General features: G+C 34.3%; 14 protein-coding genes. 7 read left to right on the forward strand and 7 right to left on the reverse strand.

The window, feature by feature from the left end; all coding sequences use genetic code 11:
- Positions 1-63: 63 nt before the first annotated feature.
- Entirely contained in the window at positions 64-2,697 is a 2,634-nt protein-coding gene (locus OZP11_RS07740) for a valine--tRNA ligase (protein WP_281234647.1), read from the reverse strand.
- A gap of 288 nt (positions 2,698-2,985) precedes the next feature.
- On the opposite strand from OZP11_RS07740, the gene OZP11_RS07745 reads away from it, so the two are divergent.
- Complete coding sequence (locus OZP11_RS07745) at positions 2,986-3,366, forward strand: DUF1573 domain-containing protein (protein ID WP_281234648.1); 381 nt, start codon at positions 2,986-2,988, stop codon at positions 3,364-3,366.
- 85 nt (positions 3,367-3,451) lie between these two features.
- Here OZP11_RS07745 and OZP11_RS07750 read toward each other — a convergent pair whose 3' ends face one another.
- The 5 genes from OZP11_RS07750 to OZP11_RS07770 form a co-directional block, all read right to left on the reverse strand.
- Positions 3,452-3,934 (reverse strand): hypothetical protein, encoded by a 483-nt coding sequence (locus OZP11_RS07750; RefSeq protein ID WP_281234649.1) that lies wholly within the window; start codon positions 3,932-3,934, stop codon positions 3,452-3,454.
- 95 nt (positions 3,935-4,029) lie between these two features.
- A complete protein-coding gene (locus OZP11_RS07755) occupies positions 4,030-6,159 on the reverse strand; it encodes an OmpA family protein (protein ID WP_281234650.1) in 2,130 nt (709 codons plus the stop codon).
- 10 nt (positions 6,160-6,169) lie between these two features.
- Entirely contained in the window at positions 6,170-7,099 is a 930-nt protein-coding gene (locus OZP11_RS07760; protein ID WP_281234651.1) for a PorP/SprF family type IX secretion system membrane protein, read from the reverse strand.
- Positions 7,100-7,131: 32 nt separating this feature from the next.
- Positions 7,132-9,765: a T9SS type B sorting domain-containing protein gene (locus OZP11_RS07765; protein WP_281234652.1), complete on the reverse strand. Its 2,634-nt coding sequence runs from the start codon at positions 9,763-9,765 to the stop codon at positions 7,132-7,134.
- A 122-nt stretch (positions 9,766-9,887) separates the two neighbouring features.
- Positions 9,888-11,216, reverse strand: a complete 1,329-nt coding sequence (locus OZP11_RS07770) for a PDZ domain-containing protein (RefSeq protein WP_281234653.1) — start codon at positions 11,214-11,216, stop codon at positions 9,888-9,890.
- A 122-nt stretch (positions 11,217-11,338) separates the two neighbouring features.
- Between OZP11_RS07770 and OZP11_RS07775 the strand changes: the two genes are divergently transcribed.
- The 6 genes from OZP11_RS07775 to lgt all read left to right on the forward strand — a co-directional run bounded on the left by OZP11_RS07775 (position 11,339) and on the right by lgt (position 16,625).
- A complete protein-coding gene (locus OZP11_RS07775; protein ID WP_281234654.1) occupies positions 11,339-12,535 on the forward strand; it encodes a pyridoxal phosphate-dependent aminotransferase in 1,197 nt (398 codons plus the stop codon).
- Between the two features lie 195 nt (positions 12,536-12,730).
- A complete protein-coding gene (gene folE, locus OZP11_RS07780) occupies positions 12,731-13,402 on the forward strand; it encodes a GTP cyclohydrolase I FolE (RefSeq protein ID WP_281234655.1) in 672 nt (223 codons plus the stop codon).
- A gap of 37 nt (positions 13,403-13,439) precedes the next feature.
- The gene (locus tag OZP11_RS07785; RefSeq protein WP_281234656.1) at positions 13,440-13,829 is read left to right on the forward strand and encodes a four helix bundle protein; all 390 of its coding nucleotides are present in this window, start codon (positions 13,440-13,442) and stop codon (positions 13,827-13,829) included.
- 57 nt (positions 13,830-13,886) lie between these two features.
- Positions 13,887-15,365 carry a cysteine--tRNA ligase gene (gene cysS, locus OZP11_RS07790; protein ID WP_281234657.1) on the forward strand — a complete coding sequence of 493 codons (1,479 nt, stop codon included), beginning with the start codon at positions 13,887-13,889 and terminating at the stop codon, positions 15,363-15,365.
- A 21-nt stretch (positions 15,366-15,386) separates the two neighbouring features.
- On the forward strand, positions 15,387-15,626 hold the full coding sequence (gene yidD, locus OZP11_RS07795) for a membrane protein insertion efficiency factor YidD (protein ID WP_281234658.1): 240 nt from the start codon (positions 15,387-15,389) through the stop codon (positions 15,624-15,626).
- Between the two features lie 66 nt (positions 15,627-15,692).
- Complete coding sequence (gene lgt, locus OZP11_RS07800) at positions 15,693-16,625, forward strand: prolipoprotein diacylglyceryl transferase (RefSeq protein WP_281234659.1); 933 nt, start codon at positions 15,693-15,695, stop codon at positions 16,623-16,625.
- A 57-nt stretch (positions 16,626-16,682) separates the two neighbouring features.
- On the opposite strand, the gene OZP11_RS07805 is transcribed toward lgt, so the two are convergent.
- Complete coding sequence (locus OZP11_RS07805) at positions 16,683-17,297, reverse strand: acyloxyacyl hydrolase (protein WP_281234660.1); 615 nt, start codon at positions 17,295-17,297, stop codon at positions 16,683-16,685.
- Between the last annotated feature and the right edge of the window lie 47 nt (positions 17,298-17,344).

The raw sequence follows: 17,344 nt of genomic DNA on the forward strand, positions 1-17,344 counted from the left end.
TTCATAAAAAAAGACCTAACAGGTTTAAAAAAACTGTTAGGTCTGTATTTGAAGAAATTTTTATTATTTCAAACCTGCTAAACTCTGCTCGATTGTAGCAATTTTTGCTAAAGCATCTGCTTGTTTTTGTTTTTCCAGATTAAGGACTTTCTCCGGAGCTCCGTTTACGAATTTCTCGTTAGAAAGTTTTGCTTCTACAGATTTCAGGAATCCTTTTGTGTAATTCAATTCTTCTGTCAGTTTTGCGATTTCAGCTTCAACGTCGATATTTCCTGTAATCGGAATGAAATATTCATTTGATTTTACACGGAAAGACAATGCCCCGTCTACTTTTTCAGAAACATATTCAAAGGCAGAAACATTTCCTAATTTCGTTATAATTGAATCGAAATAAGTTGAAACATTTTCGCTATTGATTCCTTTTAATTCGATGGCATCTTTAAACGGAATATTTTTGTCTTTTCTGATCGTTCTAATTCCAGAGATTACTTCGATAGAATTTTCAAAATCAGAAATTAATTTTGCGTCAAATGGTTTTACTTCCGGCCAGGTTGAAACAATTAAAGCTTCTTCTGGGGTTCTTTCTGCAATTAACTGCCAAATTTCCTCTGTCAAGAAAGGCATAAACGGATGCAATAACTTCAAGTTGTTTTCCAGCATTTCGATCGCTTTCGCAAAAGTTACGCTGTCAATTGGCTGTTGGTATGCAGGTTTAATCATTTCTAAGAACCAAGAACAGAAATCATCCCAAACCAATTTATAAATTGCCATAAGAGAATCTGAAATTCTGTATTTTTCAAAATTATCTTCAATATCAACTAAAGTCTGCTGTAATTTCGCTTCGTACCATTCGATTGCCACTTTTGACGATTCTGGCTGTGGAATAGTTTCAGAAACTTCCCATCCTTTAATCAATTTGAAGGCATTCCAGATTTTGTTTGAAAATGCTTTTCCTTGACTGCATAATTCTTCGTCAAACATAATGTCGTTTCCTGCAGAAGCACTCAAAAGCAATCCTACACGAACACCATCTGCACTAAATTTATCGATCAAATCTAAAGGATCAGGAGAATTCCCCAATGATTTAGACATTTTACGACGTTGTTTATCACGAACCAAACCAGTCAAATATACATTTGTAAATGGTTTTTCGCCTGCATATTCGTAACCTGCAATGATCATTCTCGCAACCCAGAAAAATAAAATATCCGGACCCGTTACTAAATCATTTGTTGGATAATAGTATTTGTAATCTGCACTTTCAGGATCCATAATACCACCAAAAACAGACATTGGCCATAACCAAGAAGAAAACCATGTATCTAACGCGTCAACATCTTGAGTTAAATTGTTAATGGTTAATTGTGAATTGTTAGTTTTTTCTTGTGCTAATTTTAATGCATCTTCGATGTTTTCTGCAACTACGAAATCTTCTTTTCCATCTCCATAATAGTACGCTGGAATTTGTTGTCCCCACCATAATTGACGAGAAATATTCCAATCGCGAATATTGTTCAACCAGTGTGCATACGTGTTTTCGAAACGTTTTGGATGTAATTTAATATCTCCCGTTTCTAAAACCGACTTAATTGCCGGTTTTACTAATTCTTCCATTTTCAGGAACCATTGGTCAGATAATCTTGGCTCGATTACGGCTTTTGTTCTTTCAGAAGTTCCAACTTTATTTAAGTGAATCTCTGTTTTTGCTAAAGCTCCAATTTCCTGAAGTTCTTTTTCAATTTCCTTACGAACCACAAAACGGTCTTTTCCTTGATACTGTAATCCAAAACTGTTTAAAGTTGCATCTTCATTAAAAATATCAACGATTTCCAGGTTGTGTTTTTCACCCAGCGTTTTATCGTTCATATCGTGTGCAGGCGTTACTTTCAAACATCCTGTTCCGAATTCTACATCTACATATTCGTCTTCGATAATTGGAATTACTCTGCCACAAATTGGAACGATTGCTTTTTTACCTTTTAAATGTGTAAAACGTTCGTCGTTCGGGTTGATACAGATTGCAGTATCTCCAAAGATAGTCTCAGGGCGTGTTGTAGCGATCGTCAAGAAATCTTCAGATCCTTCGATTTTATATTTTAAGAAAAATAATTTTCCTTGTTGTTCTTCGTAAATAACTTCTTCGTCAGAAAGAGTTGTTTTAGCTTCCGGATCCCAGTTTACCATTCGGTATCCTCTGTAAATTAACCCTTTGTTGTATAAATCAACAAAAGAACGAATTACAGAAGCAGACATATCTGGATCCATTGTAAATTTTGTACGTTCCCAATCGCAGGAAGCTCCTAATTTTTTAAGCTGTTCTAAGATTGTTCCTCCGTATTTATCGGTCCATTCCCAAGCATGTTTTAGGAATTCTTCGCGGGTCAAATCGTTTTTGTTGATTCCTTCAGCTTTTAATTTCGCCACAACTTTTGCTTCAGTAGCAATAGATGCGTGGTCTGTTCCCGGAACCCAGCAGGCGTTGAATCCTTTAAGACGCGCACGACGAATTAAAACATCCTGAATCGTATTATTCAACATATGTCCCATGTGAAGGACTCCAGTGACGTTTGGCGGCGGGATTACAATGGTGTACGGTGTTCTATGATCTGGTTCTGAATGAAAATAATTATTTTTCATCCAGTAATCATACCATTTACTCTCAATCGTCTTAGCGTCAAATTGTGCTGGAATTGTCATTTAAATAGGTTTAATCGTTGAATTTGTTAATTGTTTAATCGATGTTTTTAGTTACTTATAAATTTACTTTTTAATTATTTAACTGTCATAATACCATTATTTCACGAATCGATTCAAAACGATTAAACAAAATAGCGGTTAAACAGTTAAACAAAAAATTGGTTCAATTTTTGTAATTATAACTAACAGCAAAAGTAAATAATTAAGTAGATTATAAAAAACTAAATAATAATTTGTGTGTTAATTAAAAGAATGTATATTTACTTACAACTTAAAAACAATTTCAAAATGAAAAATGTTGCCTCTTTTATTGCAGTCGTATTTTTTAGTATAATAGGATATGCACAAAATGGCCCAAAAATTGAATTTGCAGCCCCGGACAACACTATTGATTACGGAAAAATTCCTAAAACAGATAACGGGGTTCGTTCCTTTGAATTTACTAATACAGGCGATGCACCGCTTTTAATTATTGGTGCGGCATCTACAGTTAGTTCTATAGTTGTTACCAAACCAGGCGCTGCCATCATGCCAGGAAAAAAAGGAAAAATTGATGTGAAATACAATATGGCTGCGGGACCTATTCGTAAAACAATTACAGTTGAAACCAATGCAGTAAATTATCCTGACGGCCGAGTTGCCTTAAAAATCAAAGGAGAAGTTTTATAAAAATTTAAAACCTTTAAAATAGTAAAAGCCGTTTCAAAATTTTGAAACGGCTTTTTATTTACTTAGAAATTAATTTCATCAACGATTATTCCCCGGCACATTCAGCACTGTCAAATTTATATTTTACGCTGTCAAAATCAATTGGTTTATCTTTTACCAAATATGTTACTCCCATTGTGGTCTGCATGGTTCCGTTTCCTAAAATAAGCTGATTGTTACGTTTTAAAAATGCCATAGGATTTTTGAACGTTTTATCTTTGCTTGCCAAATCTTTAAAAGTATAGTCGGCAAATAAGGTGTCTCCATGAAATTCTCCGGCAATTTCGCCTGTTCTAACTGTTGACGGAGCCACTTTCATAATCATGTTACCTGTTAGTTTTCCGTTCTTTAAAGTATTAAGTTTTAACTGGATCGTATCTTTTTCATAAAGAGCCTGATAACACTGTGTACTTACTATTTTTTCACCTTCGGCTTTTGCTGCTTCGGCTTCTTTTTGTTTTTCTTCATTTTTACAGCTTTGCAATCCTATTAAAGGTAAAAGCAGACAGGACAAAACTAGATTTCTCATAATTGCTGATTTAAATTTCATGGTTATTCCATAAAATTAATAAAAAAGAAGCCAATAAAAAGGCTTCTTAGTTAAATTTATTGTTTAAAAAACGGTTATAGATTCTTAATGACAAATTCAGATCTTCTGTTTAACTCATGTTCTTCTTCAGAACAGGCATCATCTGTTTTGCATTTTACAATCGGCACTGATTCGCCATATCCTTTAGCAGTAACTCTTTTAGCATCTATACCTGATTGTATGATAAATTCACGCGTCGAATTGGCTCTTTTTTGAGATAAATTCTCATTGAATTTAGCATTTCCGCGTGAATCTGTATGCGATCCAATTTCGATTGCCATTCCCGGATATTTCTTCATAAGCTCTACCACTCGTCCTAAAACCACTTTCGATTCTTTACGAATGTACCACATGTTGTAATCAAAATAAATTGGGTCTGTCTTAATAATTAGCCTGTCTTTATCTTTTACAACATCTTTCTCCTTCTCCAGAATTTCTTTTACTTTTTCATTCTTTTTAATTTCGGCGGCAACAATTGCGGCTTCTTTCGCTTTCTTCTCTTTTTCTTTCAGCTCAAGTGCTGCAAGTACCTCTTTTTTCTTGTTTTCTTCTTCTATTAATATTTCCTGCTTTCTTTTCTTTTCTGCAAGATCTTTTTCTTCCTGTTTGATTGCTTCCAGCGATCTTAATTCCAGAGAGGCATCATTTATTTTATCGCGGATTTTATCTGTCATTAATGTTTTGGAAGCATTTGTATAATTTTCTTTGAATGCCGAAACTTTGTATGAGGCTTCGCAGGGAACCGTAAAACTAAATTTTCCGTCTGCAGAAGTTGTGATCGTATACAGCATTTTATTGTTGGAATCCTGAAGCAATACTGTTGCATTTTCTAATACTGCTTTAGAATCAAAATCGGTAATGGTTCCGGCAATAAACTGTTTGCAGTCTTCAACAATAAGATCTTTTATTTCTTTAAATTGATAAATATCGTCTTTCCCTTTTCCTCCTTCTCTATTAGAAGAAAAATATCCTTCTTTGGTATCCGAATCAATATTGAAAGCAAAATCATCCAGATTTGAATTTAGCGGGAGACCAATGTTTACTGGTTTTGAGTATTCATTTCCGTTTATTTCTGAAACAAAAACATCCAGGGATCCATAGCCCAGATGCCCGTCTGATGAAAAATAAAGTTTATTATCTGCCGAAGCAAAAGGAAACTGTTCCCTTTTATCAGTATTAATTTCCGGGCCTAAATTCTTTGGTGTATCAAATGCTCCTTTATTAATATTTACAGAATAAATATCAAAAGAACCAAATGATCCCGGCATATCCGAAGCAAAATATAATACTTTTTCATCTGCACTTAAAGCAGGATGCTCAACCGAATAATTCGGGCTGTTAAAAGGAAGAGACGTAATGTTCGTCCATTTTCCATTTTCCAATTCAGCTTTAAAAATCTGAAGATTTGAGATTTTCTTATCGTCTTTCTTTTTCTTTCCGTTTTTCGAATTGTTTCGGGTAAAATACATCGTTTTGCCGTCTTTAGTAAAAACAGCATTTGATTCGTGCATTCCGGTTTTTAATTCTTTAGCAAAATAATGAACAATAGAATCCGAAGAGTTACTATTTTTGAGCGGAATTGAGACCAAATTTAAATATCCCGCATTATCCCATTTAAATTTTTTATCAAACAATCCCGGCTTTAATTTCACTCCAGCAAAAACCAAATTGTCTTTGTATTTTACCGCTCCAAATTCAGAATTTGGAGTATTTATCGGGAGGTTTTTAATCTCAAAACGCTGTCCGATAGCGCTGACATTTTCCAAAGTTTTAATATCTTTTTCAAAATTAGCGGCATCTTCTGTATTGGCTGATTTATTGTAATATTCTCTTAAAGCCTCGTTAGCATCATCATAGCTGTTTGTTGCTTTTAATGTCTGTGCATATCTGTAATAATATTCCCTGTCCAGATTATTATTATAGTTTTTTATTAAAAGACGATAATAACGCTGGGCTTTAATAAGGTCATTTGTGTAATAATAAGAATCGGCCAGATTTTTTATAACTTCCTGTGATGGTTTTTCATCAGCCAGTTTTTGATATAAAACTATAGCTTCAGTATAATAAGTTCTGTCAAAAAATTTCTTTGCCCTAATCATTTCCTGATCCTGAGCATTTATAAACTGTATTGAAAATACGAATATAATAACGAGTAGTTTTTTCATATTTTTCATTTTAGAAGAATCTTGGAGATTTATCAAATCCTTTTCCTAGTAAATCCAGATCAAAAAGCAGCATGATCTCGTGCGTTCCGGAATTAAACTGACCTAAATTGGTCAGTGTATAATCATATGCATATCCTGCTCTTAAAGAAGGCGTAATATTAAAATTAAAAAGGGCACTAACCGAATCACCGATTCTGTATGCTGCGCCAAATTCAAATTTTTCATTGTACAAAACATTTGCCGTAACGTCTAGAGAGATTGGGGCTCCTTTTACAAATTTTGACATAAATGCAGGTTTCAGTTTCCACATATCATTTACCTGAAAGACGTATCCGGCGGTCAAAAAAGTATGAATTTCTTCGGCTCCAAAAGCATTTACTCCTGATTTTTCCTGAATGTATTTTGACTTAAGCAAATTTGGCGCTGAAATTCCGACATAGAGATTATCTCTAAAATAATAAGCTCCTACTCCAATATTTGGTTTTGTTGCATTTATATTTTCAGCAAAAGCGAAATCTGTTGCAGGGTCACTAAAACGGAAACCATTAAAATTGGTCTGCATTGACGAAAAACCGGCTTTTAATCCGAGTGATAATTTATTTTTTCCTCCTAAATTTAATACATATGCAAAATCTGCATACACATTGTTTTCTTTTTTGGCACCATCTCCAATATCATCTGATATGAATGACAATCCTACTTCAACTTTTTCGGATAAAGCAGTATGTCCAAAGAAAGTAAAAGTTTTGGGAGCACCAACAGCACCTACCCATTGTGTCCTGTACAATCCTCCAAAGTTCATCATGGCAGGAGTTCCGGTTGCATAAGCAGGGTTTACAACACTCATATTGTACATATAATGTGTATACTCCGGGTCCTGCTGTGCAAAACCTGCTGTTAGACAAAGTAATAAACTTATTGTAAGTAGTATTTTTTTCATTTGAAAATAATCTTAAATAATAAAAGAAGAAACTATCGGTTTAAATAAATTCTTCCTTGCTGCGGAGGTTTATTGTTTTTATTAAAATTCAGAACATAAAAATATACTCCATTTGGTGCTATTCCTCCGCTGAGACCGCTTTGTTCATAATTCATTCCGTCCCATCCCGGTTTATTTTTATGACCTTTATACATTCCGTTTCCGTATCTGTTGAAAATCTCAATTGTATAATCCGGATATAAAAAGTCAATATCAGGAATTATAAAAGTATCGTTAATTCCGTCTCCATTTGGAGAGAATCCATCCGGAACAAAAAATGCATATTCCTGAGAATTACAATCGATTAAGGAAACTGTTACCGCCAGATTTTCATATGATATACAATTTTCGGTATTCGAAAAATCAAATCCATAATACGTTGTCCTGTCGCTTAAGGGTGTCGAAGAAGGCAGTACATTTCCGTTAACAGCCGCATCATACCATACAACCGTTGAAGGCGAATTGGTATTGTTAGATAAATTCAAAATTGTTGGATTGTCTAATCCGCAGAAATTTTGTCCATCAGCAATTAATACCGGTGCAGGAACATCATTTATAGTTACGGTAATTTTAGAGGCTTCGGAAACACATCCTGCAGGAGAAGTTTCTTTGACGAAATAATCTTCCGATTTTAGAAGATAGTTGTCAGGCAGTGGTGTTGCCGCAGTTTCAGAAATATACCATTTATACTGTACTCCCTGAGGCTGCAGGTCTAGTACCGTTGCTTCATCAGCTTTACAAAACGACTGATTTGCAGCTGCCGGAGCCGTTGGAATAGGATGTAGAATAAAACTTCCTGTTTTTCCTGTAACATCAATATCACAGCCTGTTGTATTATTTTTATAATTAGTGATAGTAATTGCTGATGATCCTGAATTAGGAAGTAGAGCAGATGGAATTACAAAACTTGCTATTCCATTAACCGGATTTAAATCAATTGTTTGTACTGGAGAAGTGTTTTGCCCTGAAAGCTGGTACGATAATGTAACATCTGTTAAAGCCTGAAAACCGGATATTGTAACCTGAACCGGTCTGCCGAAACAAACACTTGCGATTTGCATGGTCAGAGCTGAAAAATTTGGCAGCGGATTGATAATAATGTTTCCTGCTACATCTGCCCCACTGACGCATTGAGATTCAATATGTGTAATAGCAGTAATTCTAATTACAGAGGTGCCGCTTCTTGAATTCAACTGGTCAGGCACTATAAAATCTGCATTTCCTCCGGTAACCGTAATTCTTGCTACTTGTGAAAATGCTGTATTTGCACCTGTTACATTATATATAATATTATAGTCTCCATCAGCAAGTTTAATGGCATTACTTAGATGAACTATCGCATCTTTATTTTGGCAAGTAGGTTCAGATGTTAAAACAGCTCCCTCTAAGTCTGGATTGGGGTAAATAATCAAGTCGTCTGATAAATTATTTATAATATTTTGACATGCTCTTCGGCTGTTAAAAGCGTAAATATCTAATATGTTAACTTTAAAAACACCAACTTGTTGGAAAAAATCCGGTCTTAATGGAAAAGTAAGGACACCGTTGTTAAAATTAGATAAAACTGTTTCTGTTGCTGCCCTTGGCCCCGACACGCTATATCTTACATAATAGCTCCCATTTGGTATATTTGTTGCTCCTCTTGTAATAGTAACTGTATAATTGGCCGTTGTAATTTCACTTTCACATATATCCGAATTGACCTCTACAACTGCTCCGGTAAAATCAAGCTTTTCTTCAAGTCTAATTACAACTGTTGCTTGTTTATTCGGACAAATAGGATTTGTTGAGTTTACTCTATATGAAAAGCTATATTCGTTAGACCCAAAACTATTATATATTTTTTCAATATTTATCTCATGATCTCCTTTAAAATTAAGTTCTCCGGTATTACTATTATCTACCCAGGTTCCTCCCGGATCCTGTCCCGAAATCAAACTAAACAGATCATAATTTGTATAGGCAGATAATCCGTTACTAGCGCATAATGTTAATCTTTGTGCATCTCCTGCTTTTGGTGCCTGAAAAACAGTTATAAACACCGTTGAAGGAGGCGGCGAAGGGCAAGTGCCTATTGCAGGCATTGTGTAGGTAAATTGGTAGGTTCCTTCTAAATCTTTAACATTAATAACTGATCCGGATATATTTTGATTTGTAGTATCATTATGCCATTGACCATTTGAATGCGGACTTAGATAAGCACTGTCAAAAGCCTGAAAAAGATTAAAGGGACTATCTTCACTACAAACTGTCGCAGTTGGTGAAGGTTTTCCAGCATATCCCCCAATAGTAACAGTAACGGTAGCTGAATTGTCAGTACAACCCGCAGCGCCGCTTACAGTATATGTATATCTATAGATACCGCTTTGTCTAATTGCGTGCGCATTTAAAACACCACTTGTTGCATTTAATCCTCCTGAACTGTCGTCATCATTCCAAGTACCACCTGAATTAGCCGATCCAATTAAAGAAAATAAATTAATTGACTGATTGGCTGGATCAGGAATATCACAAACTGTTAAACTCGCATCGTCTCCGGCACATTGTGCGTAGAATGTTTGGTGACTAAATACTACAAAAAGAAGAAAAAGTACTTTTTGCAGAAATCCATTGTAATTTTTGACCATGAATGAATAAATTTTCGGTAAACTTATGAAAATATCAATACTCATTTTGTGAGAAAATGATTTTTAATTATTTTTTCACAAAACAAAAAACTAATAAATATTATACAATAATAATCAATCAATTACAATTCATCCTCAAGTTTGAACCTAAATTTTAAAATCAGGCTCTTTCTTTCTACTTCTAAGTTTATCCAAATATCATCTTCTGACTTCAGGATCTGGTTTATTTGCTGCAATGTGTATTTGTATGGCCGTTCTTTATTAATGGTAACAATTATATCTCCTGCTTGCAGCCCGCATTTTTCGGCTGTAGAATTTTTACGGATATTAACAATCTCGTATACTGGTTTTAGAGAAAATTTGTATCTGAAATTACCACTGTTGCTGTTCTGATTTATGTCGGTTTCATTTAATGAGCTCGACACTTTTACTGTCTCCAAATGTACGGTTTCCTGAACCCATTGTAATCCGTTATGCTGAATGGTAATACCGCTTTTATTATAGGCAAAAGGTTCTTTATATTTACTGTTTTTTTTAAGGTAAATTTTTTGGCCGGCGTAATCTAAAACAACTGTAAATCGTTTAAGTACTTCTCCTCCCACAGAACCTATACGCCCCGGAACCATCTTAACATTGCGAATAGAGGTAGAATCAGGAAAAGCTACAATTGGTCTTTTAAAATCAAACTCATCTATAGAGAACTTTGGAATCCTGGCACGGTGTCCTTCAATATCACCACTAAAACCTTTTCCCAGGAAATCCGGAAAATTCTTTTTAGGAAGCTTTATTTTATTATTTTCAAAAATCCAGAATGCGTCACTGTTTCCAATATCGATAAGCAGCTTTGCAGGTATTTCAACAGTATCTACTACTGCAGTGGTATAAATATAAGGTTTAGATCTTTCAATAGTAATGGGAACTTCCTTAAATTTTCTTTTTATCTTCTTTCTAACAGACTCGTTTTCAGAATAGACCGTGATTTTTTTCTTTTCGTAATTCACTTCAACCAGGTTATTCTTGAAAAATTTATATCCTATAATGCCATTAACAGGAATACCAATATGAGAAGAAAGATTAAAACTCTGATCTAAAATAACATATAGCATGTGGTTTTCAGATTTTAATCCGTGTGTTTCAAAAATATTCTTAGTCGATTTCAGCCCTTCAATTTCAGTTTCAGAACCTAAACCGCGAAGCTTGATTTTCTCCACATTATTAAACTTAACTTCCTGCATTTCATCCATACTAAACAAAATAGTTTCTTCGACTCCTGAATCTAATAAGAAATTCAATTCGATACCATTTACTCGTATTGGAATAAAAATGAGGTTATTGATCAATTTAAAAGGAATAACAACCTTCTTATGATTGTTTTCTATAATAAAATTATCTTGTGCTTTTGCCAAAAAAGGCAGCAATAACCCAAAAAACAGGACAATATGTTTTTTCATTGACAATATTTTATTATAAAATTAGCAAATATATTTATTATTGTTACATTTTTATAAGCACCCGCATTGTTTACGTTAAATTCGAAAAAAAAATGCAAATTTGCACTTCAATAAAAAATCACATGCCAACAATTTCTAACAAAGGCAGAAACATGCCCGAATCACCGATACGCAAGCTTGCTCCTTATGCTGATTTAGCAAAACAGAAAGGACACAAAGTGTATCACCTAAACATTGGTCAACCGGATATCAAGACACCCGAAGCGGCCATCGAGGCGGTAAAAAATATTGAATTAAGTCTTATCGAATACAGTCCGTCAGCCGGATATGAAAGTTACAGAAAAAAATTAGCTCAATTTTACCAACGCCAAAATGTAAATGTTAACTCAGAAGACATCATCGTTACGACTGGTGGCTCTGAAGCCTTATTGTTTGCGCTGGCCACGATTACAGATCCGGGAGATGAAATTATTATTCCTGAGCCTTTTTATGCTAATTATCATGCGTTTGCTTCTTCAACAAGTGCAACAGTTGTGCCTCTTGTTTCGTCTATCGAAACAGCATTTGCTTTGCCAAGTATCGAAGAAGTTGAAAAATTGATTACTTCAAAAACAAAAGCCATTTTAATTTGCAATCCCGGTAATCCAACCGGTTATTTATATTCAGAAACTGAAATTAAACAACTGGCAGGATTAATTAAAAAATACGACCTGTATTTAATTGCCGATGAAGTGTATCGTGAATTTTTGTACGACGGAGATGATGTTCATTATTCTGTAATGAATTTAGAAGATGTACAGCAAAACGTTATCATGGTCGATTCTGTTTCGAAACGTTACAGTATGTGCGGTGCAAGAATTGGCTGTCTGATTACTAAAAATAAAGAAGTTCTCGCAACTGTAATGAAATTTGCACAGGCACGTCTTAGTCCGCCGACTATTGAGCAAATTGCCTGCGAAGCAGCCATTGACACACCTCAAAGTTATTTTGATGAAGTTATTGGAGAATATAAAGAACGCCGCGATACTTTAATTTCTGAATTAAACAAAATAGAAGGCGTAATTGTAACCAAACCAAAAGGTGCTTTTTACTGTATTGCTCAATTACCAATCGAAAATGCAGATGATTTTGCACAATGGCTTTTGGAAAGTTACAACTTAAACGGTGAAACAGTAATGATTGCCCCTGCAAAAGGATTTTATTCAACTCTGGGAATGGGACTTAATCAGGTTCGTATTGCCTATGTTTTAAATAAAAAAGACTTAATTACTGCTGTTAATATTTTAAAAGAAGCTCTTTTAGCATACAGAAGCAGATAGTTAAAACTAAACTTAAACTTTCAAAAGACAATAACTTTCCAGTTATTGTCTTTTGTGTTTAAAAGCCAATTAGAGAAAATTTAAATTATATCCAAAAAGGTTCAATTAAATAATAAAAACCATAGAAAAGGTTTCCCATTTATTAATTATCTTTACCGCCTTAAAAAGATAAACCACACATAATAGTAGTTTTTAATGATAAATAACGACGATTTTTTAGACGAAATAGGTGACAGTCATTTCAGCAGCAATGCAAAAAACCCTTTACGAGAGGATGCTTTTGACTTAAGCGATGAAGAAAAAATAGAAAAAATTAAAAAAGATGTTGAAAACATTCTACAAACACTTGGAATGGATTTAACGGATGATAGTATAAAAGGTACCCCAAACCGAGTTGCAAAAATGTTCGTAAAAGAAATTTTTGGCGGTTTAAATCCTTCTAAACAACCAAAAGCTTCAACTTTTGACAATAACTACAAGTATGGAGAAATGCTGGTAGAAAAAAACATTACTGTTTACTCTACTTGCGAACACCATTTATTACCAATCATCGGACGTGCTCATGTTGCTTATATTTCTAGCGGAAGAGTTATTGGACTATCAAAGATGAACCGTATTGTTGAGTATTATGCAAAAAGACCTCAGGTTCAGGAGCGTTTGACAATGCAGATTGTTCAGGAACTTCAAAAAGCTTTAGGAACAGAAGATGTAGCCTGCGTTATCGACGCAAAACACCTTTGCGTAAATTCAAGAGGAATTAAAGATATCGAGAGCAGTACAGTAACGTCTGAATTTGGTGGAAAATTCAAAGATCCTCAAACTAGAAGAGAATTTCTTGATTATATTAAGTTAGATACACAGTTTTAAAAAGTTTGTTGTTTTTTGTTAATTGTTTATTGTTCTGATGGCGAAAATAGAAAAATTTGAAGATTTGGAAATCTGGAGATTAGCACGAGAGATTTGCCAACAAATTGAAAATTTAATCCAAACCACGAGCTTAAAAACCAATTATGCCCTAAAAGATCAAATTGACAGAAGTTCAGGATCTATTATGGATAATATTGCGGAAGGTTTTGAAAGAAATGGAAACAGAGAATTCATCAATTTCTTAAGTATTGCAAAAGGCTCCGCAGGAGAAGTAAAATCACAGTCTTACAGAGCTTTTGATAAAAATTTAATTAGCGAAGAACAACATTTAAAACTAAATGAAAAAGTAGAATTGGTGAAAAATAAAATTGGTGCAATGATGAACTATTTAAACAAATGTAAAATCAAAGGACTCAAATTCAAATAATACTTTTTACCGTCGAACCACAAACAACAAACCACAAACAACAAACAATAAGCAAATATGCCCTTATATAGCAGTCAACCACTAAAAATATACAATTCGCTTTCTGGCGAAAAAGAAGATTTCAAACCAATCCATGAAGGAAATGTTGGAATGTATGTTTGTGGACCAACGGTTTATAGTAACGTACATCTAGGAAACGTAAGGACTTTTATGTCTTTTGACGTAATTTTTAGATATTTTCTTCACTTAGATTACAAAGTTCGCTACGTTCGCAATATTACCGATGTTGGACATATTGTAGATGATGTTGATGAAGGAGAAGATAAAATTGCTAAAAAAGCACGTTTAGAGCAATTAGAACCAATGGAAGTTGTACAGCGCTATACTGTCGATTTTCATGACATTCTAAAAGCTTTCAATTTTTTACCGCCTAGTATTGAACCTACTGCAACAGGACATATTATTGAACAAATCGAAATCATCAAAAAAATAATTGATACCGGAATTGGTTATGTTGCAAACGGATCTGTATATTTTGACGTTGTAAAATATAATAAAACCAACAATTATGGTGTTTTAAGCGGTAGAAATATCGAAGATATGCTAGCTAATACCCGTGATCTTGATGGGCAATCAGACAAAAGAAACCCACAAGATTTTGCACTTTGGAAAAGAGCTGAACCGGAACATATCATGAGATGGCCTTCGCCTTGGAGCGATGGTTTCCCTGGCTGGCACTTAGAATGTACAGCAATGAGCACTAAATATTTAGGAAATCATTTTGATATTCACGGAGGCGGAATGGATTTAAAATTCCCTCACCACGAATGCGAAATCGCACAAAATGAAGCCTGCACTGGTCAGTCTCCTGTAAATTACTGGATGCATGCCAATATGCTTACCCTTAACGGAAAGAAAATGGCTAAATCTACAGGAAACAATATACTTCCCGGAGAAATTTTAAGTGGAGACAATACTGTTTTAAGCAAACCATTCTCAGCATCTGTAACTCGATTTTTCATGCTTCAGGCACATTACAGAAGTATTTTGGATTTTTCTGATGATGCCATTACTGCAGCCGAAAAAGGTTATAAACGATTAATGGAAGCTCTTGATGCTCTTCCTTCTATATCGGCAGGAAACTCAAGCTCTGTTGATTTCAACGCTTGGAAACAGTTGTGCTACGATGCAATGAACGATGATTTTAATACCCCAATTTTAATTGCACAATTATTTGAGGGAGTTCGTTATATCAACTTATTAAAAGATGGAAAAGAAACTATTTCTGCCGAAGATCTAAAAACATTCTCAGCTGCAATCAATGCATTTGTTTTTGATGTTTTAGGTTTATCAGATGAAAAAGCAGCTGACAGCAATAATGACAAATTAGAAGGCGTTGTAAATATGCTTATTGCCATGAGAAATCAGGCAAGAGCCGATAAAAATTTCGCATTATCTGACCAGATTCGTGACCAGCTTATTGCTTTGGGAATTCAGTTAAAAGACGGTAAAGAAGGAACCAGTTTCTCAATGTAAAAAGTAAAAAACTAATAAACTATGAAAATTACAACCCCATTTGTTTTATTAGTACGTTTTTATCAAACTGCCATTTCACCTTTTACACCTGCTTCATGCCGGTTTGAACCAACATGTTCAACCTACATGATTCAGGCATTGCAAATTCACGGATTATTTTATGGAGGCTATTTAGGAATTAAAAGAATCCTGAGCTGTCACCCGTGGGGAAGAACGGGTTACGATCCGGTTCCTGAGAAAAAATGTTCACATAAACATTAAGCTGCATTATGAAGATCTCAAATTTAAATAGCTATTTTTACAATACACAAAACATCTAATATATATATGACACAGTCTTTAAACATTGTTTGGAATCCGTCAGAAGGAATTGACTTAGGATTTTTCATGATTCGATATTACAGCTTAATGTTCGTAGTTGCCTTTGGTTTAGGCTGGTTTCTGATGAAGAAGATTTTCGAAAGGGAAAACGAAACACTGGAAAAGCTGGATTCTCTTTTTGTATGGACTGTTTTAGCCACCTTAATCGGAGCACGATTAGGTCATGTTTTATTTTATGACTGGGATTATTTTAAAGATCATTTATTAGAAATCTTCCTTCCGTTTAGATTTCAACCGGAATTCCAATTCACAGGTTTCCAAGGCTTAGCAAGTCATGGCGCTGCGATTTCTATCATAATCGCCATGTACTATTACAGTAAAAAAATTCTGAAACGTCCTATGTTATGGATATTAGACCGTGTTGTAATTCCTGTAGCCAGCGGTGCCATTTTTGTACGTATAGGAAACTTCATGAACTCTGAAATTATAGGAAACGAAACGACATCGGCATTTGGAATTCGTTTTTTACATGATAAATTCGACAAAGCTCAGGCAGTTGGTAAAACCGGAATTAATGATCCTAAAGAAGCTTATAATGCAATTGCAACTGATCCCAGATTTTCTCAGTTATTAGCAGAAGTTCCGGCAAGACACCCTGCACAATTGTACGAATCAATCTGTTATGTTTTTGTATTCGCCATTTTGTTCTTTTTATACTGGAAAACCAATGCCAGACTTAAAACAGGATTCTTATTCGGATTATTTTTAGTTCTTTTATTTGTTGTGCGTTTTATTGTAGAATTTGTAAAAGAAAGCCAGGGCGGTATCGAAAGTTCATTAGGCTATTTTTCTACAGGACAATGGCTGAGTATTCCGTTTATTATTATTGGTTTATTCTTCGTTATAAGAGCACAAAGAAACCCTTTAGCAGCATCTTAAATTAATTATAGAAATTATAAAAGTCCGGCATTTAATCGTAAATGCCGGACTTTTTTATTAGAGAGGATAAGAAATCCCAAATTCAATATTTTTGGTATTATAGCCCGCATTTGTATCACTTAATCCTCCGTTTGAAACATGCCTTACTTCCTGACGGATATCAAATTGCATTTTTTTAAATTTAAAAGAAAAACCAACCGCTAAAACATCTGCAAAAGCAAACCCTTCAGACATTCTTTCGGTTTCAGTATCGTTTATCATTGGACCAATGCTTCCTAAAATATAAAAAGAGCATCTTTCAGAAAGTGGTTTCCGAACCAGAAAACCGATATTCAGAACATATTCCTTAACATCTTTCAACTTTGTATATCTTTCTCTTTTTTCTTCAAAATACGGCGAATCAGGTTTAACAAAATAGAAATTCAGTAATTGATGTTTTGCAAAGTTGATTTCTGGCTGTATTAAAATTTGATATTGAAAATGCTTTCCTTCCTTTAAATTATAATACAATTGAAGCTTATAAAAGTGATTTGTAAAAGTATAATCTGTATTGCTAAATTCACTTCCGAAACCATAATTAAACCCAATTGCAAAGCGGGAAAGCTTTTCCTGAGCCGCTAACTCAGAAAAACTAAAAAGAAACACCAGATACATCAGTATTCTTTTATTCATAAACAAGCATTTGTTTTCTATAAATATAAACAAAAAAAAATCCAGCG

The sequence above is a fragment of the Flavobacterium gelatinilyticum genome (assembly GCF_027111295.1).
GTDB classification, from domain to species: domain Bacteria; phylum Bacteroidota; class Bacteroidia; order Flavobacteriales; family Flavobacteriaceae; genus Flavobacterium; species Flavobacterium gelatinilyticum.